The following is a 25202-nucleotide window of genomic DNA, read 5'->3' on the forward strand; positions in this document are numbered from 1 at the left end:
TCTCGGGCTCAACTTCCTCGGACAGCGAGCTGAATGGGGCCAAGCCAAAAGGACAGCGAGATTGCCTGTTCATAAATGCCAGATCCGATTATTTCCCATTGACTGAAATGCACAAATTCCTGTTTCCTTTGAGGTAACTCGAATATCCTTCATGTAAGTAAATTTGTAACGAATTAATGAAAGCTGGCGGTATATCTCACAGATCGCCATGCTACGTTTTGAAATGCACCAATTGATATAGCTGGTTACAGTCTGTAGGTTTCCGGCTATATGTTTTGAAGGGCGGTGAATATGTATAAGTATGGCGAAATACTTGCTAAGCTGAACCGAAATATAAACACGGAACCGTCGTCATTATATGCGGGGCGGCCAATAACTCTAGCAGATATTATGTTTCTCCCTTTTGCGGAACTAAAGCAGCTCGCGGGTCCGTCCCTTACGTCGCAAGAGCTGACTCGACTGTATGTTGCCGCGCAATTCGAACTCGGGCAGAATAAGCTGGCTGAATCCCACGTACTGACACGTGCGAATCCGCAACTAGCAAGAGTTGCGAAGCTGAACATCCGGCAATCCCTTATGCTGTCCGACTTTCAAAAACTGTTCGAGCAACGAGACAGCAGTTTTGTCAGTGCTGGATCGGTAGCATCCATGTTTTCCCCCGCGGCTTACCTGGTGGAATTATACCGTGAGGCCTTAAACCTCCATCCCGTGGATTCGCAGTATCATCTTGATCTTCGTCGACCGGACCTGTCTACCCTTTTACTTTCCTCGGAAAATCTCGATACTCAGGTCTCTGTCCTAGACCTCTCTAATGAGCTGTTGCTTGACATCATTATCAGGGAGTCGGGCAAGGATTATGACGGGGTGATGGAGATGCTATCGTGTCACCACTCAGGATCGGCAGCATTTCATCAGCCCTTTCAAGCCGTCCGCCAAGCCATACTGTTGCGGAACCGGGATCTGCGCCCCTTCGACGATGTTATCTTTTCGCCAGATGACAACGCTGTAAAGCTAAACGAAATAGCAAACGATATATCGCCGAGCATTTTCAGGATTCTGGACGAAGCAATTACGGCAGAAAATGCAAGTGATTTGGTGAAGAAGACGTTCGGCGATGTCCATCTTGCCACCATTATGAATATTGATTTCCTGGCGAACCATTTCGATGTCGCTCGCGGTGAGTTGTCACCGTTGATAGCTGTGCTGTCGGAAAGAATCCCTGCATGGAAACGATTAAAACTAGGTCAAATGCTCCTGACGACGGATCAACTGGCCGATGATATGCGCTGCTATAAGCAAAACCAGTTGGTTTTCCTCCAGGAAGCTGACGTTTCGCGAAACGGTGTTCTGATCGAACGAAAACCTGGCAAAAATTATGACGATCTTGGTCCGATTGAGTTGCTCCCACTTTCGGGCAAGCATTATCGTCTTCGAATTACCAGAAATGACCGGATTGCCGCGGAAGATACGCGAATAGACGTGGGCACAAAGGGTGAAGGAAGCGACGATCTCATTAAGGACTGGAAGGTTCCGGCTGGAAGCGGTGAAGTAAGCTTCGATATTGAATTAGATGTCGTGCCCGACGGTGTTTCGATTGAAATCTCTGTCTACTCCGCAACGCGGTCTGATCTGCGCATTCGAGCGAATGTGGGATTCCGTGAAACTTCCTATCCTCTGGATGCCTCCTTACTAAAGCTGAACAAGCTCGTTTGGTTATACAAAATCGCGGGAATCCCGTTTGACGATGTGCAGTCTATTATAGACAGCTGCAACGACAATTTCGACATTGATCGGGTGGTGCTTAATCGTTTGTTGCAGGTCAAATTCTATATGCGACACTATGGGATTGATGCGCCAGCTGCTGCGGCTCTAAGCGGCTCACGAATAAGCGAGCAACCTTATGGCAAATCAAGAAGCGCATTTGGCCAGCTTTTTAACTTTCCGTTGTTGGATAACCGCGAGTTTGTTGCTGATGGCACAATCGTCCGACTGGGATCTGACGAGGATGGTGATAGATTTCGAATGAGCGTAATGAAACGTGCATTCGGGGTAAACGATGCCGAGTTGCGCACTTTGTGTGTATTGGCCACAGGTCGGGTGGACACACCGGGCATACACTGCACGATGGACGAAATTTCCCTGCTTTACCGGCTTCGTCTGCTGGCTGCGGTTCATAAACTAGGTGTTGATGAGCTCGCCACATTAATCTCGATTTCACCCTATGGATCGTCGGCGATCGCAACAATCAACGGACCGCGGTGGATAGGATTAGTCGGTTATGTCGATGATTATAGTCGGTGGCTGAAAGATTTGAACTGGGCCGTCCGGGATCTATATAGCATAAGCAACCGCAAATATCCGAGCACATTGACGCCCGAAGTCGAGGCATTGGCGAAATCTCTGAAGAGTGCATTAGCCCATCTGAACGTCTCGTCAGCAGGCACCGCAGGTATCAGTATAGTCGCTCCATATGTTGCGGCAGCCACTCAACTAGACTCAACGGAGCTGGCGGAAGCCATATTACTATGGATAGACCATCTGAAGCCAGAGGGTTTCGGTGTGAACGATCTCCTTGAAATGGGGTCCAGCGAGAACGAAACTCCTGCCCAGGCGTCGCGGTTCACCACCTTTTGTTATGTGCTTGAGCAACTGGTACTGTTCGTGAAGATGTCTGGGCTGAGCGCCCAGGTCTTGTCGTGGGTAGCGACACATCCATCAGTTCTCGCTGACGACCTGGTCGGCTTGGCACCTATTCCTGCGGTGTTCCGCTCGCTGATCGAGCTAGAGAATTTCTTCAAAAGATGTGGGAAGTATGGGCCGCAAATTCTTACCTCACTCACCGGAGATGGTTCCAGTGAAAAGGGAAACCTGGCTGTAGGGACTTTAGCCGACGCCTTGGGATTGAATCCCAAGGAGCTCATGCAGGCGCTCACCAAAACTTCGTCGCAGCCTTATTTTTATAACTGGACGTATCTACAAAAGACCTTACGCTGGCTGGATGCAGCGCACGCTCTTGGTGTGGGGCCTAACGACGTCGATGGTTTGAAAAAACTCCGCCACGATTCCTCCTACTCTGATTGGATTGGTGTCAGTCAGTCTCTGCAGTCCGGCCTCGATGCCGTTCAAACCGGGAAACTGCAAACAATCCTGGCTGAAAAACTAAGTGCTGCAAGCAGTGCTTTTGTTATCAGGAACCACTCGCCACTTTGGGTTACAAACCGCGCGGAGCTATACAACTGGCTCCTGATCGACAATCAAGTTTCGGGTGATGTGAAAACCACAAGAATCGCAGAAGCGATAGCGAGCTTGCAGACTTATATCAACCGCGCACTTGCTGACTTGGAGCCAGGAGTAGTCGACAGCGCAAAGACCGGCCGTTTTTTCGGCAAGGCATGGGACACTTACAACAAGCGTTACAGTACATGGAGCGCAGCCGCCCAGCTTGCTTACTATCCTGAAAACTACATTGATCCCACATTACGTAAGGGACAGACAGGTATGATGGACGAGTTGCAGGTAGCGCTTAGTCAAAGTGAGCTGACAACGGATACCGTTGAAAGTGCATTTAACACCTATATGACGCGGTTTGAAGAGATTGCGAACCTTGAAATTGTCAGCGGCTACCATGACCATGTGAGTGATGCGAAAGGCATCACGTACCTGGTCGGCCGTTCGACCGTCGACTATTACTGGCGCCAGGCGGATATCGAACAATTTACGGATGGAAAATTGCCAGCGAGCGCCTGGACGGAATGGAAGAAAGTTACCATCGCTGTTCGTCCGATTAACAATCTGGTGCGTCCGATCATTTTCCGTTCTCGTCTTTATCTGGTTTGGGCAGAGCGGAGAGAAGCTGCCAGGGAAGCCAATGGCAAGACCGAGAAACACACTGAATGCGTTCTGAAACTCGCCCATGTCAAGCACGACGGTACCTGGAGTGTTCCCCAGTCAGTGGGAACGGATAATGACAGCATTCTCTCACTTCTGGACAATTCGCCAGAAAACGAAATTGGCATGTATTGCGCCTGCGAGGCTAGCAGCGACAGCATGTATGTTTTTTTCTATAAAAAACAGGCCAACTACTCAACATTTCCACCTATTCTCGCCGGGTTGATCTACTCATCAGACGGCGAAGTCGAATACTTCCAGACAGAAAAAGCAGCGCGTGAGGTCGGGCATATATTTCTGCAGCTGGATACCACGGGAGTGACACGGCTTAACACTCGTTTCACCCGCATGACCAATACGGTTCATGTTTCCGATCCAGTCCGTCAGGAAAGCTCGTGGGGTGACGGTCTTTATACGGTTGTCGATGGCTGCGAGATGTCGAACATTGTCGCTTCGGTCGAGGACGCTGGCGTCAGAGTGCAATTCAATGCGACACTTCGCCTGCAGTTTGCAGGTGCACCCGGATCAGCCGATCGTCAGCAGGCGGTTGAGTTAATGAAAAAGGCCGGCACGATCGGGGACAGTTTCAGCGTGCCTGCGGCTTGGACGCAGGGGGGAGGTAGATCTGCCGATTACAATGTAAGTTGCATTATCAATAAGACAAAAGAGACTTTTAATTTTCTTCCGTCAGGCAGCTTCCTGTCGGGGGGATGGGGGGTCCGTTATGTAATAGCGTCTCCGGGGCCTGCGACCTGGAGCGAAGAAGCTGTTTTAGGCTCCAACGCGATCTGGTCCAGGCAAGACAATCGTGCTGGTGCCGTAACCATCAAAACCAATATCATCGCCTGCAGAACCAGTACTTTCTCTCCGCGGGATAAGTATGTCACATTCGGTTCGTTCAAATCTCTTGATACCTCGTTGTCGGAGGAAAATGCCAGGATAACCACATCCATTGGCACGGGTTCGAGCTTTACCGCAGACAAATGTTCCATACACTCCTTTGATGGGTCGTTATTTGAGTTCAGCGGCAAGTCTTTCATTGTCCCCTTAAGTGAGTTTCGCGACAATAGCGCCCATGTCGATATCGAGTTTGCGGTCAACGCTCGCTCCGGAGACTTGCTCTTTCTGGGCAAAGAAAGGATGGGCATTACCCTGACAATGACGGAAGTAAATTCACTGCCCGTCATTTCATTAAACCGAACGCCGAGCAACGCGCAGTACTTGCAGTACGGTATCCATCGCGTTCGCGTGAATACCCTGTTTGCAAAACAGCTCGTAGCACGCGCCAACACTGGTCTGGATACGGTTCTCTCCCTGGAAACGCAGTATCTGCAAGAGCCCAAATTGGGACCTGGAAGTTATGTCGACGTAGTCATTCCGGCGTACGATTCAGGCCAGCACGGTAGTAGCCGTCGGGTTCGCTTGCTGCTGGCAAACAGAAAGACCGAAGGCGATCAAAAGTATACCTTTTGGTCCGGACTATTAATCGATTCGGAACAGACTATTCGAATATACATAGGAACGCAGCAGTCAAAGCAGGGAAAAAATTTCCCCTACGACAGATATGATGGTTTGACGCTATTTCTTTCTTGTGAAAAGGGAACCTTTATTCAGGGATTCTTTGAAAATATCGCGGATGATCTTTCTTTAACGCAATACACACCCGCACAGCCGAAGGTTGTTGGACGTGATGTCAGTGCGTCGATAGCCTCAGCGCTTTCGGAACCCATGGATTTTGGCGGTGCCAACGCGCTCTACTTCTGGGAAATGTTCTATTATGTACCAATGATGGTATTCAAGCGCCTGCTGAGTGAAGGCAAGTTCGATGAGGCCGGGCGCTGGATCAAGTATATCTGGAGTCCCGAAGGTTACCACGACAATGGACAACGCCGTCGACATCAATGGAACGTGCGACCGCTTGAGGAGAACAGCGGCTGGAATGCTCGTCTGGTGGATTCTGCGGACCCAGATGCTGTCGCACAAGCCGACCCGGTCCACTACAGAATTGCAACATTTATGGGATACCTGGATCTTCTGATTGCACGCGGAGATGCAGCCTATCGTCAGCAAAATAGGGATGCACTCAACGAAGCAAGAATTTGGTACTTGCAAGCGCAAAATTTATTGGGGGAGGAACCGTTTCACACATCCGACCCACGCTGGGACCCGCCGAGCCTGGCTGAGGCTGCCAGCACAGCAAAGCAGATCAACTATCAAAGCATGCTTTTCTGCCTCAGAAGCGAGGCGGCGGGAGGAGATAAGTACGCGACCAACTCATTGTCTGGTCTGTTTTTGCCTCAGCGAAACGAGAAACTTGACGGATATTGGCAAACATTGGCGCAGCGTCTTTTCAATCTGCGTCACAATCTCTCCATCAACGGGACTGCGTTGCCAACGGCTGTTTATGCTCCGCCCGAGGAACCATCTGTGCTTTTGAGCCGGGCAAGCGCAACCGGGTCGGGAACGCTGGCTTTGCCAGCCTCGAACATGCCGCATTATCGTTTTCCGGTTATATTGGAAAGTGCGCGGACCATGGTTAGCCAGTTGAACCAGATCGGAAACACACTGCTTGGCCTTAGGGAACGGCAAGACGCTGAAGCCTTGTCCGACCTGCTGCAAACGCAGGGCAGTGCCTTGTCAGCACAGAATGTTGATTTACAAAATAAGCTGATTTCGGAGATCGACGCAGAACGTAGTGCGCTGGAAGAAGCCCGAAACAATGCCAGGGCGCGCTATGAAAAGTATGGGGCATTGTATGCGGAAAACATTACTCGCGCCGAGGCGGAAGCTACCACACTGTTCCAATCAGCGTCGCGTGTTTCCCTGGCTGCTAACGCCTCTTACACTGCGGCGGCCGTACTTGACACGGCTCCCAATATTTACGGAACCGCGGTCGGCGGAAGTCAATATGGCGCGCTCGCGCGGGCAACGGCACTCGGCTTTGAAATTTCGGCAGGGTCGTTACGCATGGAAGCAGAGCGACTGAGCCAGTCGGAGGCTTACCGCCGCCGAAGGCAAGACTGGGAAATCCAGCGTAATATGGCGGAAGGCGAAGTGAAACAATTCGACGCGCAACTTGCCGCACTTGCAGTACGTCGCGAGGCCGCAGTACTGCAGAAGAACATTCTGGAAACCCAGCAGAAGCACACTTTCGCTCAATTGAATTTTCTGCAGAACAAATTCAGCCGTGCTGCACTTTACAGCTGGTTATGCAGCAAGCTGGCTGCGATCTATTATCAATATTACGATCTGACGGTTTCAACATGTCTGATGGCTGAAGAGGCATATCGCTGGGAGATGAACGACACATCTGCATCTTTCATTCACGCTGGCGTCTGGCAAGGCAGCTACGGAGGGTTCACTGCCAGTCAGACCTTAATGCTTGTTCTGGCTCAGATGGAGAATCGGTATCTGAACAAGGCCGAACGCGGCAAGGAAGTCTTTCGGACGGTCAGACTTTCGGAAGTCTACAAGAATCTCTCCGGTGCGGAAGCTTTTGATCTGGCAGAATCGATAGCTAGACTGGTAGAAGACGGTAACGGTAGCGCCGGAACGGAATCCAATGGCCTTGGTATCGATAATGAGGAGCTTCAGGTCAGGCTCAGGCTCCGCGATCTCAATATAGTAAGGGACTATCCTGAATATCTTGGCAAGACCCGGCGCATCAAGCAGATTAGTGTAACTTTGCCGACCTTGCTGGGGCCATATCAGGATGTGCGCGCTGTGCTGCGATATGTCGGGAGCAGCAAGGTGCCTCGGGGCTGCGAAGCAATCGCGGTGTCTCACGGCGTCAACGATAGCGGCCAATTCCAGCTTGATTTCAGCGACGGTCGATGGCTTCCCTTCGAAGGCATTCCGGTAGACGATACCGGTATTCTGGCGCTGAGTTTTCCGGATGCAAGCAGCAGGCAGAAGGCGTTGCTTCAAAACATGTCGGATATCATTTTGCATATCCGCTACCGGATCGCCAATTAGTGTACCGGTAATTGCTCAAGCTTGCTGCCGCGGCCTCTGGAGAACTGAATGCGAGAACAAGCAGCCTCACCAACCATCACAGCGCCGTCCTTGCCTGCGGGAGGCGGCGCCATTGTGGGATTGAAAGGACAGTTGGGAGCGGTCGGGCCCGACGGTGCAGCTACCTTGACGATTCCTCTCCCCGTGAGCGAAGGACGAGGTTACAGTCCCTCATTGAGCCTTGACTACCATAGCCGGCGTGGAAATGGCCCGTTTGGAATCGGATGGAATATTTACTTGCCGTCAATTCGCCTGCGTACGCACAAAGGCGTGCCGGATCTTGACAGTTCCAAGGAGTTTGTAGGTCCGGACGGAGAGGTCATTGTTCCAAAACTTAACGCGCGAGGCGAGCCGGAAATCCGGAGGAGTTGTCGGCTTATGGGGGCTGACCTTGAAACTTCCTTTGAGGTCGTTACGTACCGTTCTCGAATAGAAACAGGTTCAACGAAGTTCGAACTGTGGACCCCCATTAAGGGGGGCGCGCGTTTCTGGGTTATGTATAGTCCGGACGGTCAGGTTCATCTGATGGGGCGTAACCACAATTCTCGCATCACCCATCCGGAAAGCTCCTGTCACACGGCCATCTGGCTATTGGAATCTTCTGTGTCAGCCAATGGAGAACAAATCTACTATCAGTATAAGGAAGAGGATGAAGCCGGCTGTAGCGAGAAGGAGATTCGCGAACATCGGGGGACTTCTTCCCAGCGTTATCTCAGTGCGGTGATGTTTGGAAACAAAAAAGCAGGACGAAGCTTGCCTGCTTTGAATCGAGTTCCGCGAGAAGATGATTGGCTCTTTTTTCTGGTTTTTGATTATGGCGGGAGGGCTGCCGCTTCGGATAAGAGCCGGAACTGGCTAGCTGCTGGATCAGGTGACTGGCCCTGTCGGCCCGATTGCTTTTCCGACTTTGAGTTTGGCTTTGATTTGCGCACCAGACGGCTATGCCGTGAAATTTTGATGTACCACAAGGTCACCGCGCTCGCAGGTTGCGAGAAGCCAGGCGATCTACCGGCTCTGGTATCGCGCCTGGTGCTGACTTATAAAGAAAGTACTACCGTTTCGACGTTGACGTCCGTGCAACAAATGGCAAATGAACCGGATGGTACATTGGTCAGCTTGCCGCCCCTGACGTTAAGCTGGCAGAAATTTGCCCCTTTGAGGGACGCTGCTTGGGAACGACGGACGGATATGGATGGCTTGTGTACCCGGCAAAACTATCAAATGGTCGACCTGAACGGGGAGGGTATTGCGGGTATCCTTATCCAGGAGGAAGGTAGCTGGAAATATAGCGCTCCGTCTCGCGATTTGGAACGGGGGCAGGATGGCATTGCGTGGGGAAAGCCCATCACTTTGCCTATCGTTCCCTCGATAAGAGATGCGGGGACGCTAATCGATTTAAATGGCGACGGCCGACTGGAATGGGTGGTAACCCAACAGGGCGTCACAGGTCGATATGATCGAACAAACGATAATGAATGGAGCAGTTTCACGCCGTTGCAAGCGCTGCCTCTGGAATATGCTCATCCCGATGCCCGGCTGTCAGATGTAGCCGGATCGGGTCTGGTCGATCTGGTTCTAATCGGCCCCAAAAGCGTAAGGCTTTATTGCGGTAATGGTGAGGGATGGGACAGAGCCCAAACTGTATTACAGCAAAGCGACGTTACTTTGCCGGTGCATCATGCAGATGCCGAGGTTCTGATGGCCTTCAGCGACATGGCTGGCAGCGGTCAACAGCATCTGGTGGAAGCTAGCGCAAACGGAGTACGTTATTGGCCCAATCTCGGTCGGGGCCGGTTCGGCTCGCCTGTGAGCATGCCCGGCTTTAATCCTCCAAAGGAGCACTTTAATCCGCAACAGTTACGCCTGGCTGACCTCGACGGCTCAGGTACCACGGATTTGATTTACGTCCACAGAGATCATTTGCTGATTTGGCTTAATCAAAGCGGCAATTTCTTTGCCGCCCCAATCAGGGTGAATATGCCAAATGACGTGTTTTTTGACGATACGTGTTCCCTTCAGGCTGCCGATATTCATGGGCTTGGCGTAGCCAGCCTTGTCCTGACTATTCCACATCCCGCTCCAAGCCATTGGGTTTGTAATCTGACCGAGCACAAGCCCTGGTTACTCCAGCAATTGAACAATAATATGGGAGCCAGACACACCGTTCAGTATCGCAGTTCCGTCCAGTTCTGGCTGGACGACAAAGCTGGATATAAGGACAATGGCAATACAGTACCTTCGTCAGGTTTACCTTTCCCTTTACAGCTATTGCATCGGCTGGAGAGCTTCGATGAAATCAGTCAAAATCGGCTCTCCAGGACCATGCGCTACAAGCATGGGGTCTGGGATTCACGTGAACGCGAATTTCGCGGATTTGGCTTCATGGAGATCGATGAGAGTTTCGGGTCAGCTGCCGCTGCGCAACCGAGCCACAACGTTGCTCCCACGAAAATCCGTAACTGGTACGCGACCGGGTGCCCGGCGATGGATGAAAGACTGTCAGCGGAATATTGGAGAGGCGACCAGGCGGCCTTCCCTGATTTTAAGCTCCGCGTTACAATTCACGATGGGAATGGCGAAAGAGATTATTTGCCGAAAAATGAAGAGGCATACTGGATCCGGCGTGGTCTGAAAGGCTTCTTGCTGCGCAGCGAGATTTACGGGATAGATTGCAGCGAACGGTCCGAGATCCCTTATACCGTCGAGGAAGCACGACCCCAGGTGCGCCTGATCGATGCCTCTGGCGATTGCCCTATCATACAACTTATAGAATTAGAAAAACGAACCTATCATTATGAGCGCGTGAGCTGTGATCCACAGTGCAAACAGCAGATTTTGCTGAATTGTGATATTTTTGGGCGACCCTTGCAGCAACTGGATATTTGCTATCCTCGTCGTCCGCAGCCAGCTCGTAACCCTTATCCCGAAAATCTACCTGAAACGCTGTTCGCAAGTTCCTATGACGAACAGCAGCAGCATATTCGTTTGGTTTTAACCACAAGCAGTTGGCATCAGCTTTCGAACGTCGAGGAAGGAATCTGGCATACCGAGCTTTTGAACGCTAGGCGAAGCGATGTTATGGCGCTGACTGGCGTACGGCTACCGCCAGAAGGAATTACGGCAGAGTTTTATGCGGATATAGCCAGTCCGGTAAGGGAGAATGCTCATGCCGATTTCGCGGGGCAGGAACAGGTGTGGTATCTGGACGAAGCAGACCGCCCCACTACCGGAACTCCGGCATTCCCCCCACGCGTTGCTTTCGAAGAAAAAGCGGTGCTCGATGATGGACTGCTGGATGCACTGAAGCGGGATATTAACCCGGCGAAACTGTGGAGTGCAGGTTACCGGCAAGCAGTCCGACTTTTTGCAAACGCGGAAGATATGAAGGCATCTGTCTGGACGGTTAGACATGGATTCTCAAAATATGGATCTTCGGATCATTTCTGGCTTCCGGTAGCCTATCGGGAAACTCTACAGACCGGGGAAATTCAAGTTGTGCGAGACGCACATGACTGCGTGGTAGTCCTCTCACGTGATGCGGCAGGTCTGACCACGTCGGCGGAGTACGATTGGCGTTTCCTGATTCCGATTAAAGTAACTGACGCAAATGACAACGTAAGTACAGTTACCCTGGACGCGCTGGGGCGCGTCACAACTGTGCGGTTTCGGGGCACCGAACAAGGCAAGGCCACCGGCTTTAGTGACGGCGACTTCACGTCTCCCGGAACGGTTGACGAGACATTAAAACTTCGCGCGCCGCTGCCCGTATTTCAGTGCCTGGTATATATCACGGATAGCTGGATGATGACGGGTGTGAACAAGCTTCCGCCACACAGTGTCTTGCTGACTACGGACCGCTTCGACTGCGATCCGGATCAACAAGTTCGCCAACAGGTGACTTTTAGCAATGGCTTTGGAAACATACTACAGACAGCGGTGCGCAACGAGGCTGGAGCAGCATGGGAGCGGGCGCAGGACGGCAGCCTGAGGGTAGGGCCCGATGGAAAACCTCTTTCGGTCCGGGCGGAATCAAGGTGGTCTGTTTCCAATCGGAGGGACTATGACATTAAAGGGCGCATTCTTCGGACATACCAGCCATATTTCATAAACGATTGGAGATACACTGATGTCGATAGCGCCCGGGAGACCCTTCATGCGGATACGCATTGTTATGATGCTCTCGGGCGAGAGGTGGAAGTTCGACGTTCGAAAGGCTGGTTAGTCCGGAACTTGTTTACGCCGTGGTTCGTGGTGAGCGAGGACGAAAACGATACGCTCGATGAAATTGAGACTAGTTCGTCGTTGTGACGTTGAGATCCATGCTCAGGCCTGCGCTATCAGAATTTTGCAGAGAAACGAGGTAATGGACCAGTCGTATATCCTACGCCAGGCTCTACGTCTTTTCATAGCGGGAAAAGTCTGGCGGTTCCGGGGCCTTCCAGGGGCAGGAAGCAGTTCATCGGGCCCTGATGAAAAAAGGGTCCTGGTCCAATATTGAGAACTCCCCCGTGGAACCTGGATTGCGGGGCTACAAAAGCGATGCCCTTCCAGAATTCGGAACCGAAGAAAAAGTCCGAACTTTTGAAGATCGATCACGTTAGCCAGGATCGCGACCAGGTCGGATCACCAGATTACGTGCTGCGGTGCCGGCTCCGCAGACTACTACCGGCACCTACTCCAGGGAGGCTTCGTATTCCTCAATGCACCTCCTGATTTCAGTGTTTTAGGATCCTGGTGGAGGAGGTGGTGGGGTGTATTCACCTTGTTGCTGTGACCTAAAATAGGTCCATTCCTCAAGTACGCGACCATCAGATGTGTGGCAGTAGCCGACGTCTCCATTAAATTCTTTTCGAATTTCAACTCTCCCACCTTGTCGGACGCAGTACTGTGAAGCCGGATTACCTGACCCTTGTGAAACTGGTGCTGGGCCTGGCGCCGGAAATGTAGTCGTTGTTGTAACCGGCCTGTTTTCGTATTCAGGCACGCAGCCTGCAAGCATGAGTCCAGAAATCATGATAACAATAAAATTGCGCATAATCGTTCCTCTCCTGGAAAATATGCGACAGTATATATGAGCTTGTCCGGGAAGGCAAATTCAACCGTTGAGATTAGATGAGGTTACTGCAACCTCATGGGGAATATAGTGAGTCTGCCGTGTAATGTGCGTATATGAAGGAGGTGAAAACAATTTGGGTTCGGAGCGATCCTTATTCAAGGCGATCTTCCTGTTGGGCGATATACACCATTTCTATTTTATAAGGGTTGGTGGAGGAGGCGTTTCATTTTGAAGCAACTTCATTTTGACTTGGCGTCGCTTTCATTTTGAGAATGATTGCAGTTGCGGGGTACCTTTTAGTCTGACATCTTTTGTTTCTCTGACGGAGAGAGCGATGGAGCTTCGTCGAGCATTGACGGCTTGTTCGCGCTGCTCGACGAGGTTCCACCTGCCCAAGTTTCGCTTCTGTAAATCCGTTAAGAGTTGGCGCAGTTGTCCTTGCTAGCGTGCCCGCTGCGCCTGCAACCCTGCTGCCCCTACGTTCCCTAACTGTAGCGGGGTTGCTCAAATCAGAATGGCGCAACGATTTCTTGCCTGATCATTGTTGCGCCTGCAGCTCCGCCATTATGACGTTCCCCCGGACCCACGGCGGAGCTGCCTTTCTTTCAAATCGCGTCATTCCGCGGAAACTTGTCCAGATATACACTCATCACCCGGCTCTCGATCTCCGGTATCGTCTATTTGCGGGCCGAACAGACGGGAGGATCAATCGCGCCCTATGCCGGCCTATCGGCAATGGCGGAGGCTGTAGATCAATGATGTTCGATTGCTCTATAAAGGGAGGGCAGCGATCCAGGAACCGTTATCGGGTCTAGGGGCGATACGATCTCTGACATGAAAGCACTCCTGACATAGCTCCCTTCGTCGCAACAGAACAAGACAGCCGTGCACAAGGTTCAGGGGAGGGGAAAGCGAAAATGAACTTGTTAGGATTCAAACTGATGAATGGCTGCCTTGTCAGCACCGACGATGCTGGCGATCACATTACCAGACAATTCTACCAAGATCTGAATTGCGCCTGCTAACTTAAGACGCAGCAGGCCGCCCGGACGATCTTGAACGTGCTGTGGAGCCGAAAATGTCCAGCGGGCTGTCGACGCCCGCTGAACACCGCTGTTGGTCCGTGAACCGGGCTTAGACGTCGATGTTTACGGATGCGACTGGATCTCGGGAATTGTTGGCAAAGGCACCAACCATATACTGACCCGGAGATACTGCGCTAAACTCAAAATACACGGGGCTGGTCGGACATTGTTCAAACTGTAACGCTGGCGTGTCATCCGGGTTTGCACCCCGGTCAAAAAGCCCGACCCAATTATTGTAGACATTGTCAGAAAACTCTACATGCACAAGGAGAGGACCCGTTTTGATTTTTCTTACCGAAAGGATGGCGCCGACCTGAATCGGGACTTTTTCCGACTCAGGCGAAGTCTGGCCGTCGTAAACTTGCCGGACGGTAACGCCATCGTTCTCGAAATATCCGGTTGTAAAGGCAAAAATGCCCTGACCGTCCACCTCGGCGTGGGGCATCCATCCGCCGTCAGCGGTCTTTATCTGAATCTGTGCGCCCTCCCGTCCGTTACCTTCCACCCTTACGAGCCAACTTTCCCCGGTGGTATTCTTCTCCGATTTTCGGGCTAATCTAATCACCGGGGCGTCCAGATACATTTCCTCCATTCCGGATACAGTCATTAAGAACTCCTTTTTTCGACTGGTGTTTGCCCCCGACGATCTAATGTGGCAGCAATTTGGGCGACAAGCAATGAAAAGTTAGAAAAAATCAAACTTGCCGGCAGGATTATGGTGCTGTGTGGTTTACCAGCTTTCCGTACGGGAAAGGTCGGGAACGTGAACTTTGGGAGTACTGAGTAATCGGCTGCATTTCCGGGGAGAATGACAGTTGTTCTTGAGGCCGTGATTGCAGTTCGGCAAACAACTTTCAAATTGGCACCAGTTTTAAATGTGTACTGTCGTAAAATCGCCAGATTGACCGGGTTAGGAATTCCGGCACTTTACAATAGGAAGTAGATACTTGCGAATCCTGCTTGTTGAAGATGATATTATACTGGGCCGCTCTCTCTCACAGGCGCTTGAAAAGCATGCTTACGGTGTCGACTGGATTCAGGATGGCGAGGCTGCGATCGAGGCATTGACGACGCTTGATTACAGTATTGTGGTTCTCGATGTGAATTTGCCCAAGCTATGTGGCATTGATGTTCTCCGCAAAACGCGCCAGTCCGGTAACAGTATACCCATACTTTTACTGACTGCGCGCGATCTGCCGCATCAAAGGGTCGAGGGTTTGGATAGCGGCGCCGACGATTATCTCGCGAAGCCTTTCGACCTGGAAGAATTGCTTGCCCGCATTCGTGCCTTGTTGAGGCGGCGTGATGGTCGTGTTGACAGTCTCCTGAGAAGCGGCTCCATTGAGGTGGACCCAGCCGCGATGATTGTCCGCGGCAGTGACGGACCCATTCCGGTTACAGCGAAAGAATTTCAGTTATTGAAGCTGCTAATGGAACGCGCCGGAAAGTACGTTACAAAGCGAGATATTGAATACGCACTTTACAGCACGGATAATGCGGTCGAAAGCAATACAACGGAGGTGATCATCTATAATCTCCGTAAGAAACTGGGGGCCGGTTTCATTGTCTCGATGCGTGGCGTCGGATACATGGTTGAGCGATGAAACAGCCCACTTTGACGTGGAGTCTTTTTGTCCGTGTTGCTCCGACGATACTCGTCGCGCTGGTGTTTATCGGCCTATTGGCTTTTCAAAGTGCGTTGCGTGAAATTAATCATATCTACGACGCTCAGCTGATCAACGACGCCAACGTGCTGTGGAGTTTGCTGCAAAGGCCTCTGCAAAAGAAAAACTTTAGCGAGCCGCGGCAGTTTAAGGATTTCGACTTTGCCATGGAAGATCAGTTGGCGTTGAACGAAGACGTTGACGACTATGCTGATGCGCACATGTTTCGCGTCTGGAAAGACGGAGGAATAGCAGTCTACTCGACAACCGCCTTTCGGCCAGAGCAGCCCCTGTCGCGAAGCGGCCTGGCCGACGTCGTCTATGATGACGAGCTGTGGCGGGTTTATACGCTGCGAATACCAGGAGAACGATTTGTCGTAGAGGTTGGCGAGAAAATTGAGCTGCGGAATACCTTGGCCTCCAACATTCTGCTCAATCTGGTTATTCCGTTACTGGTCCTTATTCCTTTGATCGGGGTATTGATGTGGTTTGGTATCCGACGTGGTTTGCGGACGATTCACTGGCTTATCAACCAGATACGCAGCAGGTCGCCGGATGATCTGTCGTATATCCCGACAGATGGATTGCCCCGAGACCTCACGCCTCTTGGGCGCTCCGTCAATCAGCTGATGAGCAAGCTTGATCGCTCGTTGACGGCTGAGCGCCGATTTGCAGACCATGCGGCACATCAGCTACGTACGCCCCATGCCGGTCTTAAGCTCTTGCTCCAGATGCTGCAGCACTCAGATAATGAAGGCGAGCGGAAAGCCATCATCGCCAGCCTCGTGCAAAGTAACGAAAAGGCGTTGCGTTTGATTGAACAGCTCCTGCAAGCTGGACGCGTTAGCCACCAACATGTCCAATATAGCCGGTTTAATCTTTACGATTTGGCCGCATCCGTCATGGCAGAGCTGGGGCCGGCCGTTCGGCAAAAGCGCCTGGATATCACCCTCGATGGCGTCGAGGACGCCTTGGTAGAGACTGACGAGCCCCTGCTACACTTGCTTGTCGAGAACCTGATCGAAAACGCCATCAAGTACACGCCAGAGGAAGGTGAGATTCACGTTTCACTTCATCATGCAAACGACGTGGAATGGCTACTGACAATCTGCGATACGGGTCCGGGTATTCCTCAGGAGCAGCGAGAAGCCGTATTCCAGCGGTTTTACCGCGTTGGTTCGCCGCAGCCAGAGGGCAGCGGACTGGGGCTCGCCATCGTTGCAGATATTGCAGCGCGCCTTTCGGTAAGAGTTTCTCTGGACGTGCCTGCAAACGGCCGGGGATTGCGTGTCGATCTACTCATCGAAAAAGCTGCAGCGGTCGGGTCGAGTAGCAAAATAGCACATTGGCCATCCGCAATGGATCCAGAACGCCGGGTTACGCCTTGAGTTTCCTTGATCACTGGGAATGAACATCCATCGGAACTTCCTGCGGGCACGGTTACGAAGTGACGGCCGAGATATTCGGCGGGGGGCGGGACGAAAACGAGCTTTGCAATCCATTGATGATCGTTGCTCGTTGGATCGAGGGAGCTAAACGTGACCGGGAGAAGATCACACTCGCTCCAAGGCCCAAGCGACTGAGACCCATCGCCGGACTATGCTTTATTCAGGCCGCGTCGGCGGGTGGGTGCACGCACCGCAAATGTATCAAACGCGGATTCGCGGATGTGTCCGCAATCGGCCCGGATGGACCAGCGTCGGCCCTGTAACCAGACCAGAAATCCAATCAGTAACCGCCTTCCACTGGGGTCTGCTTGTGGGGCTCCGCAGGCAATGGGACTCACTTTGTCTGTTCAGCGCCAAGCCGAATTCGCAAGAAGTGCAAGTGAATTTTTGTTGCGACAGTGACGCTAGGAAGCAGTTTTTCTCAAAACAAGCCAGATTTCAGTTTCGCTTCATTTTCACATCAGCATCGCCTCATTTTGGGATGCTAAAAGATCCCCAATTAATTGAGGCTGGCATGATGCACATCTATTGTGACTTTGACGGAACGATCTCGCTGTATGATGCGACAGATTACGTACTGTCTCGTCTTGCCGATCCTTCATGGGAAGAAATCGAAACGCGGTGGGCCGCGGGGGAAATCGACTCGGGTGCCTGCATGCGGCAGCAGATCGCCTTGATCGACGCGCGTCGTGACGAACTCGACAGGGTGCTGGACGAGATTGAAATTGATCCGGATTTTAGCGCATTCATTGCTTTCTGCCAGTCGGAGTATCTGCCAGTGACCATCGTTAGTGATGGCGTCGATTATTTTATCCGGCGCATTCTTTTCAAGATTGGCCTCGGTGCATTGCCTGTCGTGGCTAACCGGCTTCTGGTAACTGAACATGCCGGGCGCACTAGCTATGCGCTAAAATCTCCTTACGCCGACAGTGGATGTAAGGCTGCATCGGGTGTCTGCAAATGCAAGGTTCTCGATGTTGCCGTCCCTCGCGTCTATGTTGGCGATGGCCGGTCGGATTTCTGCGTGTCCGACCGGCCAGAATTTGTCTTCGCCAAGAAAGACCTGGCAGAATATTGTCGCGACCGGAATATCCCCTTCATGTCCTATGAAGGATTCCGCGACGTAACGCGACGTTTGCGTGTCCTGTTGCCCGTTTTGCGCGAAGGGCCCCGTTCTCGAACCGTGGAAACTGCATAATCATACGTTCCACACAAGTTCCTAAACCGGTCAGTTTTCAGCGCATGCGGTAATCCGTTTACCAACGGCCGGCTGACCGTTACCCAGAAAGTACCTCTATGAACAAATCAGTAACTTCCAATCCATCCCGACCCTACTCAGTCGCTGCCGAAACAGAGGGTGACCTGCGTTTGCTGGAGGAACTCTATTGTTCACACGGGGATACGGTGCACTATTCGCAACATCCGGCTTTTTTCTCAGGCTGTGAAGGGTCCTTTCTGTTCAACGAGCGCGAGACTCCGTTTCTCGATTTGCAGATGTGGTACTCGGCGGTCAATTTCGGTTACCGCAATCCGCGCCTCAATGCTGCTGCGCATCGCCAGCTCGATACATTGCCGCAGGTCGCGTCCCAGTATCTGCACCGGGAGAAGGTGGAACTTGCAGCCTTGATCGCGCAGGATGCCCAACGCAAGTTTGGTACGAAGGGGCGCGTGCATTTCAATGTTGGTGGATCGCAGGCAATTGAAGACTCGTTGAAGCTGGTTCGCAACTTCAGCGGTGGAAAGAGCCTGATGTTTGCCTTCGAAGGGGGCTACCATGGCCGCACGCTTGGAGCCTCGTCGATCACGTCAAGCTATCGCTATCGCCGGCGCTTTGGTCATTTCTCCGATCGGGCTCAGTTTATTGAATTTCCTTACCATTTTCGTGGCCCCAAAGGCATGAGCAAGGAAGAATACGGGCATTACTGCGTGCAGAAATTCGCGCGTTTGTTCGAAAGCGAATATAATGGTATCTGGGATCCGAAGGCTGGCAAGTCGGAATTTGCAGCGTTCTATGTGGAGCCTATTCAGGGGACCGGCGGATATGTTATCCCTCCTATGAATTTCTTCACGGAGCTCAAGAAAGTTCTCGACGAACACGGCATTTTGCTGGTGGTCGATGAGATACAGATGGGCGTCTATCGCACCGGGAAACTCTGGTCGATCGAGCATTTCGGCGTCAATCCCGACATACTGGTATTTGGCAAGGCAATCACCAACGGTCTCAATCCCCTTTCCGGGGTCTGGGCGCGTGAAGACATGATCCATCCGGGCATTTTCCCTCCCGGCTCGACCCATTCCACATTTGCAAGCAACCCAATGGGTACATCTGTTGCTCTCGAGACCCTGAAAATGGTCGAAGAAGAAAAGGATTTCGGCTCATCGATCATGGATAAGGGAGCCTATTTCCTCGAAGGCCTGAAACAGCTAAAGGCAAAATATAAGACTATTGGCGAAGTTGATGGTCTTGGACTGGCGCTCCGGCTGGAGGTTTGCCAGGAGGACAGCTACACACCGGATAAGGCGACGCTTGACTGGATGTGCGACGAAGGCATGAAGGGAGACCTTACGGTCGGTGGCAAGAATTATGGTCTCGTACTTGATGTCGGGGGCTACCATAAGAATGTTATTACGCTGGCTCCCAATTTGCTTATTTCTCGCGAAGAAATTGACCTGGCACTGACGCTGCTTGACCAACTCTTCTCGCGCGCTTCAAAGCGGTGATGCAATGCAGCTCCATTTTCATCTGGACGACATATTGGAGCTGCAATCCGACTTCATGACGACGTGCCGCGATACTGGTGCGTTGGAAAGCGAAGCAAACGCCAAAGGCGATCTTCTTCGCCTTTGGGATCGCCTAGGTGAATTGAACAGGTTGAAGATACAGTTATCGGCTGCCTGTTCGAGAATAGAAATGGCATTCTCCTTGTGCATCATGGGATTCCGTGATGTTCATCGCGGCACATTTGGATTGCTTGAGCTGGCCGTGAAGCAGGCGCGCCGACCGATCACACTGACCCGTTTCTACAAATATCCTGATTGGGTTCATTTCAAAAAGGGTGTGTATGGCGGGTCTTGGGCCAAGCGCGCCGCTTTGAACCGTCTGGAGAAGAAGGTCGTCACCATTGGTGTGGGCAGCAACAATCTGAACTTGGCGGAATCGAAAGGCGCTAATCCAAACGTTTTGAGTAATGAACGGCTTGAGTTTTGTCCCTGCGATCATCTGCGCAGTTGCCTCCGGCGCAACTATCGGAGGGGAGCAAGGCATTCAGCCCGGAGGAGATATGGCTGGAGGACGATTGTCGAATGTGGCAAGCCGGATTTCCTATCGAGCCTGACAGCCCGCATCGAAACCGGAACTGTTTACGTCACCCCAGACCTGGATGTTCTAACCGCCGCCGAAGCAACCACCTATTGGGATCGAGGGGGGATGCGGAGTGCTTTTCTATTGGAGGCGTTGCAAGGAAACGCTGGACGTCAGCGCGCCAACGGGACGGATGTAATTGGTAAGGGTTTTCGCCGGACATGCAGGAGATCGTTCGTACGGCGGCTAGTCAAACGCTTTGCGTTCATACTCGATCAACCAGCCGAACGGCAGGCCATGGAGCATGCAACAGCGGCTAGCTGCGCACTCAATTATCATCTTTTGAACGCATCATGCAGGATGATGCAGGTATGACCGGAAAGCTTTCATTGTCTATGCTGGCACTTGTGCTCTTTTGCATTTTTGCAGAAGTGGGCCGTGAAGTCTGCTTTAAATCCGCTGCGGACCGCGCACCGGATATATGGCGAACCCTTTTCGTGCCAGTCACCTGGCTCGGCGTGGCGTTATGGGCGGTGGAATTATTCTGCTGGATGCTGGTGCTGGAGCGTCTTCCCTTGTCAATTGCCTTTCCTTTAATGGCGCTCAATTACGCGGCGATGGTATTCGCTGGCGCTTGGTTCTTTTCCGAGAAGGTCAATCGACGTCACGCTTTCGGGGTGTCCCTTATCTCAATAGGTGTCATTTGCGTCGGCCTGACTGGGCTTTGAGAGGGCAGGGTTTATGAAACTTTCTGATCCATTTTCATTTTTCATGTCAGGGACAAACGGACAAGCGGTGTTGCTGGTTCACGGCATGACAGGCGCACCGGCAGAAATGCGACTGATCGGGCGACTCCTCAATCGGCGGGGTTTCACGGTCTATGCACCTCTTCTGGCAGGACACGGAGACGGCGAAGCGTCGTTTAGAGCAAGTCGTTGGTGTGATTGGCTTGCTAGTGTCGACGAAGCATCGGAGAAACTGAAAGCCTATGCTGACACGACTTATGCAGCGGGCATTTGTGTCGGGGGAAAACTGGCTCTCTTGTCCGCACATGGAAATCCGGGTTCCATAAAAGCGGTCGCGTTATATTCGCCATGCTTTCATTACGACGGCTGGGGCGTCCCCTTCTTCTATCCGTTTTTGTCCCGACAGATCGGGTGGCTTTCGTATGTGCCATTTCTCAACCGTCTCAATTTTTCTGAAACTCCAGCGATGGGCATCAAGGATAACCGGCTGCGCCGCCTCATGGCGGGCATGTCCACCGAGGGGGTGCTGGAGCATTTTCCGGGTACAGGAATCATCGAAATGTACCGCCTGGGCCGGGTATTTCGCCAACAGCTTCCTGCCATTCGCACCCCGACACTTATTCTCCATGCTCGCGAGGACGATCTCAGCAATCCACGTCAGGCAGAGTATATCGCCCGGCACCTGGGCGCGCCCAACAGGCTCCAATGGATCGAAGACAGTTATCACATGATACACGTTGATCGGCAACATCGGTCGGTCGCGGATTTTACCGCCAGCTATTTCGAGGGTCAGAATGCGCGCGAGCCTGTTTGACGGATTACCTACATGTACCCCGGTCCTTATCAGCAAGACTGCTCATGCTGAAACACGCATAGTTTCCTCTATCGCTCATATCGGCCGTGAAGCATGGAACGGTTGTTTTGAAAGTGAGATCGAGAATTACGATTACCTGCTCGCGGTTGAGCAGGCGGGGATTGATGGTTTTTCCTGGCGCTATCTCACGATCGTGCAAAACGAGCGAGTCATTGCGGCAATGCCGGCCTTCCTTACGGATTATCAACTGGATACCACATTGGATGACGGACCTGTCCGTCGATTGGTGAGGGGCGTACGGCGATATTGGCCCGGTATTTTGAGTTTGCGTCTGGCCTGTCTCGGTTCGCCTTGTACCGAAAATGGAGTCCCCGGGTTTCATGCATCTGTAACGCCGCAGATGCAGTCCGTTTTGTTGAAACAGCTCCTTGCAGGTTTCAGCACAATGGCAGATGCTGAAGGCTGTGCCCTGCGGGGTATCAAGGATGTACCTGAAACACTATCTCCGGCTTTGCTATCTGTCTTTTCTGCTGCGGGATATGCAGCTTTGCCCGGCCTTGCCACAGCCTGGCTAGATATCGATTTTGCTTCTATTGACGAATATCTGGCACGGCTTTCGCCGGGCACGCGAAAGGATATGCGCCGCAAGCTTCGCAATCGCGACGCGGTGGCCGTCGAACATCGCACGGAGATTACCGATATTTTGCCGCGTATCATGGAACTTTACAACGACACGCGGGAGCGAAGTGAATGGCAGTTCGAAGCGCTAACAGGCTCTTACTTCTCGGGAATATTACAGCAGATGCAGGGCCGCGCTTTGTGCACCGTCTATAAGGTTGAAGATCGGATTCTTGCTGCGAATCTTTTTGTTTGCGATGAGGACGCGCTAGTCGACAAATTTTTCTGCATGGATGGAAAGGCCGGCCGTAAGTACAATCTTTATTATCTGAGCTGGTTCGCTAATCTCGAATTTTGTCTCAGGAACGGGATACGGCGCTATCAAAGCGGACAGGCTTATTATGAGAACAAGGTACGGCTCGGTAGCCGTCTGACACGCAATACCATGTTTTTCAAGCACCGCAATCGCGTCATACAAGCCGCCTTGAAGCTGGTCTCACCTATCTTTGCCATTAAGGAAACGCCGGAGAGGGAAGCGTGAGAAGCCACATTTTTCTGTGGATCGCCATCCCCGTCTTGAACACATTGGCTCAGATTTTCGTGAAGCTGGCAGCTGAAGACGTGGGTCATATCACGGCGGCAGGTTTTGGCTGGATTTTCACAGCGGCAACTTCGCCGTGGATGCTGGCTGCCATAGCAGTGGAAATTGCGAGCTTCTTCTTCTGGATGAAGGTGCTTGCCGATTTCGATCTCAGCACAGCTTTTCCAGTTTCCGCCATCAGCTATGTGACGGTATTGGCTACCAGTTGGTTTTGGTTTCGCGAGCCAACCAATTTTCTACAGATAGCGGGAAGTCTCCTTATCTTGTCTGGTGTCTGGCTGGTATCCACGGCCAGACAAGATAGGGAAAAAGATATCAGAAACTGAACTCGAATGACCGGCTTAATATGATACCGAAAGTATTTTGATTGGGAGAACCGCCGTGCTTGACAATTGGACTGCCGGCGGCATCGCCAATAAGCCGTTCAAATTTGTCATAGGCTTGAATGCTCATCATATCGGTTAGCTGGTATGTAACGCTGGCCACAACGCCAGCCGATTTTACACCCCCACGTGCATCATAAACGGGCAAAACAGACCCGTTCGCAACTTCACCGGCGCTGACACCGAAATTGTTTTCCATATAGGTTGCATTGGCGAAGGAGAGCCGAGGGCCGACGGAGAAAATCAGATCCTTGCCCGAGCGTTGGAACCAGTCCGCACCCAGATCAGCGTTAAAGCCGTAATTACGTTTAAGCCCTTGCCGGGCTTCGATACGAAAACGCAGTTTGTCCGGGATTGCCCAGTACTGCGCAAAGGCACCTGCGTCGAGGGTCCAGCGGATTTCATGCAGTCCTTGCAAAGTCGAATCCTCGGAAGGCTTCCGGCTGCCGCGAAGACCGACGGTGGGACCTATCTCAACGCCGCCCAGTTCAAACAACGGGTAATCGATATTGTCGTCAGGGGCGCTCAGATCCGGCTCTTGCCCAAGTCGACGAAAATCAAACGTTGGTACGAAGCCAAACGATTTGCCGCGGGCCCCTTCATAAGATGGACCGTATTCCATTCCGGCGCCCAGCGTGATGATCCAGTGATGTGGTTGCTGCTCAGCGGGGGTATGAATGGATTGCGCAGCCATTGCGCCAGAGGCTGCGAACAGGCAGGCGAGGGCCGGCACTTTGCTTACGCAACGATTGATCCGCTCCATCAGCGCGAAACTCCTTACACCAAACCGTCACAAATCTGATCTCGTCCTCGCGCTAGAACCCATAAGGTGTGCATTTGAGGAGGCATCCGGACAGAAGTTGAATGCCCGACTGTCAGCGTTTCATGTTTCACTGCGAATCCTGGCGCCCCTGAACGCTCAATTGAGCAGCCGAGCCGGCTTTGAAAGATAATGCGTAGACGGGGGACGAAATCACACTTCTGCGTATCGAAATAATGACGAGCAGTCATATCGAGCAGTCAATCATTGCCGCTTCATGACTTCGGTCAATTGACGCACATGCTCTTCCAAAGAATTCAAGCGAGTAATAATCTCGAATTTTGCACTTTCATGCGATTCCAGAAGAGCGCCAATGCCGGGGTAATCGGACAGGGCGATAATCGCATTACAAGACTTACAGATCGTTGCGGCCTGCAAATAATCGGAATGTTGGGGCTTTATAATCTTGATTTCGGTTCCGACGCCGCCACAATGGCCGCATTTGGGTAATCCAAACAGTTTTTTCTCCGGCATTTTTTCTCCGGTGTCTGATGATAAGTTGTTATAGATAGAGTCAAAAAAACGCCTGTTACAGCGGGCAAGGGATCGGCGCGCAACCATCAGGAACGCTGCAACTGATGGCTCCTTTTCAACCACGTGCCTGAATGGCCAAAAAGTTGCAGGAAACCATTTGTCTCTAATTCAGGTTCATCCTTTTTTCGATTCCAGGAGCGCTAAAGGGTGCATCCAATTTCTCAAGGCTGCGGACAAGCTTCCGGAAGTTGATCTGTAACTCAATAACATCGCGGTGAAGCTCGGGACCC

At 52.0% G+C, this 25202-nt stretch carries 15 protein-coding genes; 11 read left to right on the plus strand and 4 right to left on the minus strand.

Features of this window, described 5'->3' with window-relative positions:
• Nucleotides 1-390 precede the first annotated feature (390 nt).
• On the plus strand, nt 391-7863 hold the full coding sequence (locus ACOWVS_RS21065) for a neuraminidase-like domain-containing protein (protein ID WP_170873287.1): 7473 nt from the start codon (nt 391-393) through the stop codon (nt 7861-7863).
• Between the two features lie 48 nt (nt 7864-7911).
• Nucleotides 7912-12210, plus strand: a complete 4299-nt coding sequence (locus tag ACOWVS_RS21070; protein ID WP_075042428.1) for a SpvB/TcaC N-terminal domain-containing protein — start codon at nt 7912-7914, stop codon at nt 12208-12210.
• Nucleotides 12211-12625: 415 nt separating this feature from the next.
• Here the strand turns inward: ACOWVS_RS21070 and ACOWVS_RS21075 are convergent, their stop codons facing one another.
• On the minus strand, nt 12626-12937 hold the full coding sequence (locus tag ACOWVS_RS21075; RefSeq protein ID WP_075042429.1) for a DUF333 domain-containing protein: 312 nt from the start codon (nt 12935-12937) through the stop codon (nt 12626-12628).
• Nucleotides 12938-14092: 1155 nt separating this feature from the next.
• The gene (locus tag ACOWVS_RS21080; RefSeq protein ID WP_075042430.1) at nt 14093-14650 is read right to left on the minus strand and encodes a hypothetical protein; all 558 of its coding nucleotides are present in this window, start codon (nt 14648-14650) and stop codon (nt 14093-14095) included.
• Nucleotides 14651-14990: 340 nt separating this feature from the next.
• Here ACOWVS_RS21080 and ACOWVS_RS21085 point away from each other — a divergent pair, with 340 nt between their 5' ends.
• The 9 genes from ACOWVS_RS21085 to ACOWVS_RS21125 all read left to right on the plus strand — a co-directional run bounded on the left by ACOWVS_RS21085 (nt 14991) and on the right by ACOWVS_RS21125 (nt 23561).
• Nucleotides 14991-15647 carry a response regulator gene (locus ACOWVS_RS21085; protein ID WP_075042431.1) on the plus strand — a complete coding sequence of 219 codons (657 nt, stop codon included), beginning with the start codon at nt 14991-14993 and terminating at the stop codon, nt 15645-15647.
• On the plus strand, nt 15644-17095 hold the full coding sequence (locus ACOWVS_RS21090) for a sensor histidine kinase (RefSeq protein WP_075042432.1): 1452 nt from the start codon (nt 15644-15646) through the stop codon (nt 17093-17095). The genes ACOWVS_RS21085 and ACOWVS_RS21090 overlap by 4 nt, the downstream gene beginning before the upstream one ends.
• A 574-nt stretch (nt 17096-17669) precedes the next feature.
• A complete protein-coding gene (locus tag ACOWVS_RS21095) occupies nt 17670-18353 on the plus strand; it encodes an MtnX-like HAD-IB family phosphatase (protein WP_420984192.1) in 684 nt (227 codons plus the stop codon).
• 98 nt (nt 18354-18451) lie between these two features.
• Complete coding sequence (locus ACOWVS_RS21100) at nt 18452-19876, plus strand: aspartate aminotransferase family protein (protein ID WP_075042433.1); 1425 nt, start codon at nt 18452-18454, stop codon at nt 19874-19876.
• 4 nt (nt 19877-19880) lie between these two features.
• Nucleotides 19881-20831, plus strand: a complete 951-nt coding sequence (locus ACOWVS_RS21105; RefSeq protein ID WP_075042434.1) for a hypothetical protein — start codon at nt 19881-19883, stop codon at nt 20829-20831.
• Entirely contained in the window at nt 20810-21184 is a 375-nt protein-coding gene (locus ACOWVS_RS21110) for a permease (RefSeq protein WP_345569252.1), read from the plus strand. Before ACOWVS_RS21105 ends, ACOWVS_RS21110 begins: the two co-directional genes overlap by 22 nt.
• A gap of 13 nt (nt 21185-21197) precedes the next feature.
• Nucleotides 21198-22016 carry an alpha/beta hydrolase gene (locus ACOWVS_RS21115; RefSeq protein ID WP_075042435.1) on the plus strand — a complete coding sequence of 273 codons (819 nt, stop codon included), beginning with the start codon at nt 21198-21200 and terminating at the stop codon, nt 22014-22016.
• Nucleotides 21997-23175, plus strand: coding sequence for a GNAT family N-acetyltransferase (locus tag ACOWVS_RS21120; RefSeq protein ID WP_081375300.1), 1179 nt, complete (start codon nt 21997-21999; stop codon nt 23173-23175). Before ACOWVS_RS21115 ends, ACOWVS_RS21120 begins: the two co-directional genes overlap by 20 nt.
• Complete coding sequence (locus tag ACOWVS_RS21125) at nt 23172-23561, plus strand: EamA family transporter (protein ID WP_081375301.1); 390 nt, start codon at nt 23172-23174, stop codon at nt 23559-23561. The genes ACOWVS_RS21120 and ACOWVS_RS21125 overlap by 4 nt, the downstream gene beginning before the upstream one ends.
• On the opposite strand, the gene ACOWVS_RS21130 is transcribed toward ACOWVS_RS21125, so the two are convergent.
• Nucleotides 23551-24381 carry a MipA/OmpV family protein gene (locus ACOWVS_RS21130; protein WP_075042436.1) on the minus strand — a complete coding sequence of 277 codons (831 nt, stop codon included), beginning with the start codon at nt 24379-24381 and terminating at the stop codon, nt 23551-23553. The two genes, ACOWVS_RS21125 and ACOWVS_RS21130, sit on opposite strands and share 11 nt — an antisense overlap.
• A gap of 261 nt (nt 24382-24642) precedes the next feature.
• Entirely contained in the window at nt 24643-24912 is a 270-nt protein-coding gene (locus ACOWVS_RS21135) for a hypothetical protein (RefSeq protein WP_075042437.1), read from the minus strand.
• Nucleotides 24913-25202: the final 290 nt, after the last annotated feature.

The sequence above is a fragment of the Brucella sp. IR068 genome, assembly GCF_049065885.1.
Lineage (GTDB): Bacteria > Pseudomonadota > Alphaproteobacteria > Rhizobiales > Rhizobiaceae > Brucella > Brucella intermedia.

Excerpts from the sequence above, each read along its gene's own strand:
- ACOWVS_RS21065 (WP_170873287.1), top strand. The coding sequence starts at position 391 with ATGTTTCTCCCTTTTGCGGAACTAAAGCAGCTCGCGGGTCCGTCCCTT.
- ACOWVS_RS21070 (WP_075042428.1), top strand. The coding sequence starts at position 7,912 with ATGCGAGAACAAGCAGCCTCACCAACCATCACAGCGCCGTCCTTGCCT.
- ACOWVS_RS21075 (WP_075042429.1), bottom strand. The coding sequence starts at position 12,937 with ATGCGCAATTTTATTGTTATCATGATTTCTGGACTCATGCTTGCAGGC.
- ACOWVS_RS21080 (WP_075042430.1), bottom strand. The coding sequence starts at position 14,650 with ATGACTGTATCCGGAATGGAGGAAATGTATCTGGACGCCCCGGTGATT.
- ACOWVS_RS21090 (WP_075042432.1), top strand. The coding sequence starts at position 15,644 with ATGAAACAGCCCACTTTGACGTGGAGTCTTTTTGTCCGTGTTGCTCCG.
- ACOWVS_RS21095 (WP_420984192.1), top strand. The coding sequence starts at position 17,670 with ATGATGCACATCTATTGTGACTTTGACGGAACGATCTCGCTGTATGAT.
- ACOWVS_RS21100 (WP_075042433.1), top strand. The coding sequence starts at position 18,452 with ATGAACAAATCAGTAACTTCCAATCCATCCCGACCCTACTCAGTCGCT.
- ACOWVS_RS21105 (WP_075042434.1), top strand. The coding sequence starts at position 19,881 with ATGCAGCTCCATTTTCATCTGGACGACATATTGGAGCTGCAATCCGAC.
- ACOWVS_RS21110 (WP_345569252.1), top strand. The coding sequence starts at position 20,810 with ATGCAGGATGATGCAGGTATGACCGGAAAGCTTTCATTGTCTATGCTG.
- ACOWVS_RS21115 (WP_075042435.1), top strand. The coding sequence starts at position 21,198 with ATGAAACTTTCTGATCCATTTTCATTTTTCATGTCAGGGACAAACGGA.
- ACOWVS_RS21120 (WP_081375300.1), top strand. The coding sequence starts at position 21,997 with ATGCGCGCGAGCCTGTTTGACGGATTACCTACATGTACCCCGGTCCTT.
- ACOWVS_RS21130 (WP_075042436.1), bottom strand. The coding sequence starts at position 24,381 with ATGGAGCGGATCAATCGTTGCGTAAGCAAAGTGCCGGCCCTCGCCTGC.
- ACOWVS_RS21135 (WP_075042437.1), bottom strand. The coding sequence starts at position 24,912 with ATGCCGGAGAAAAAACTGTTTGGATTACCCAAATGCGGCCATTGTGGC.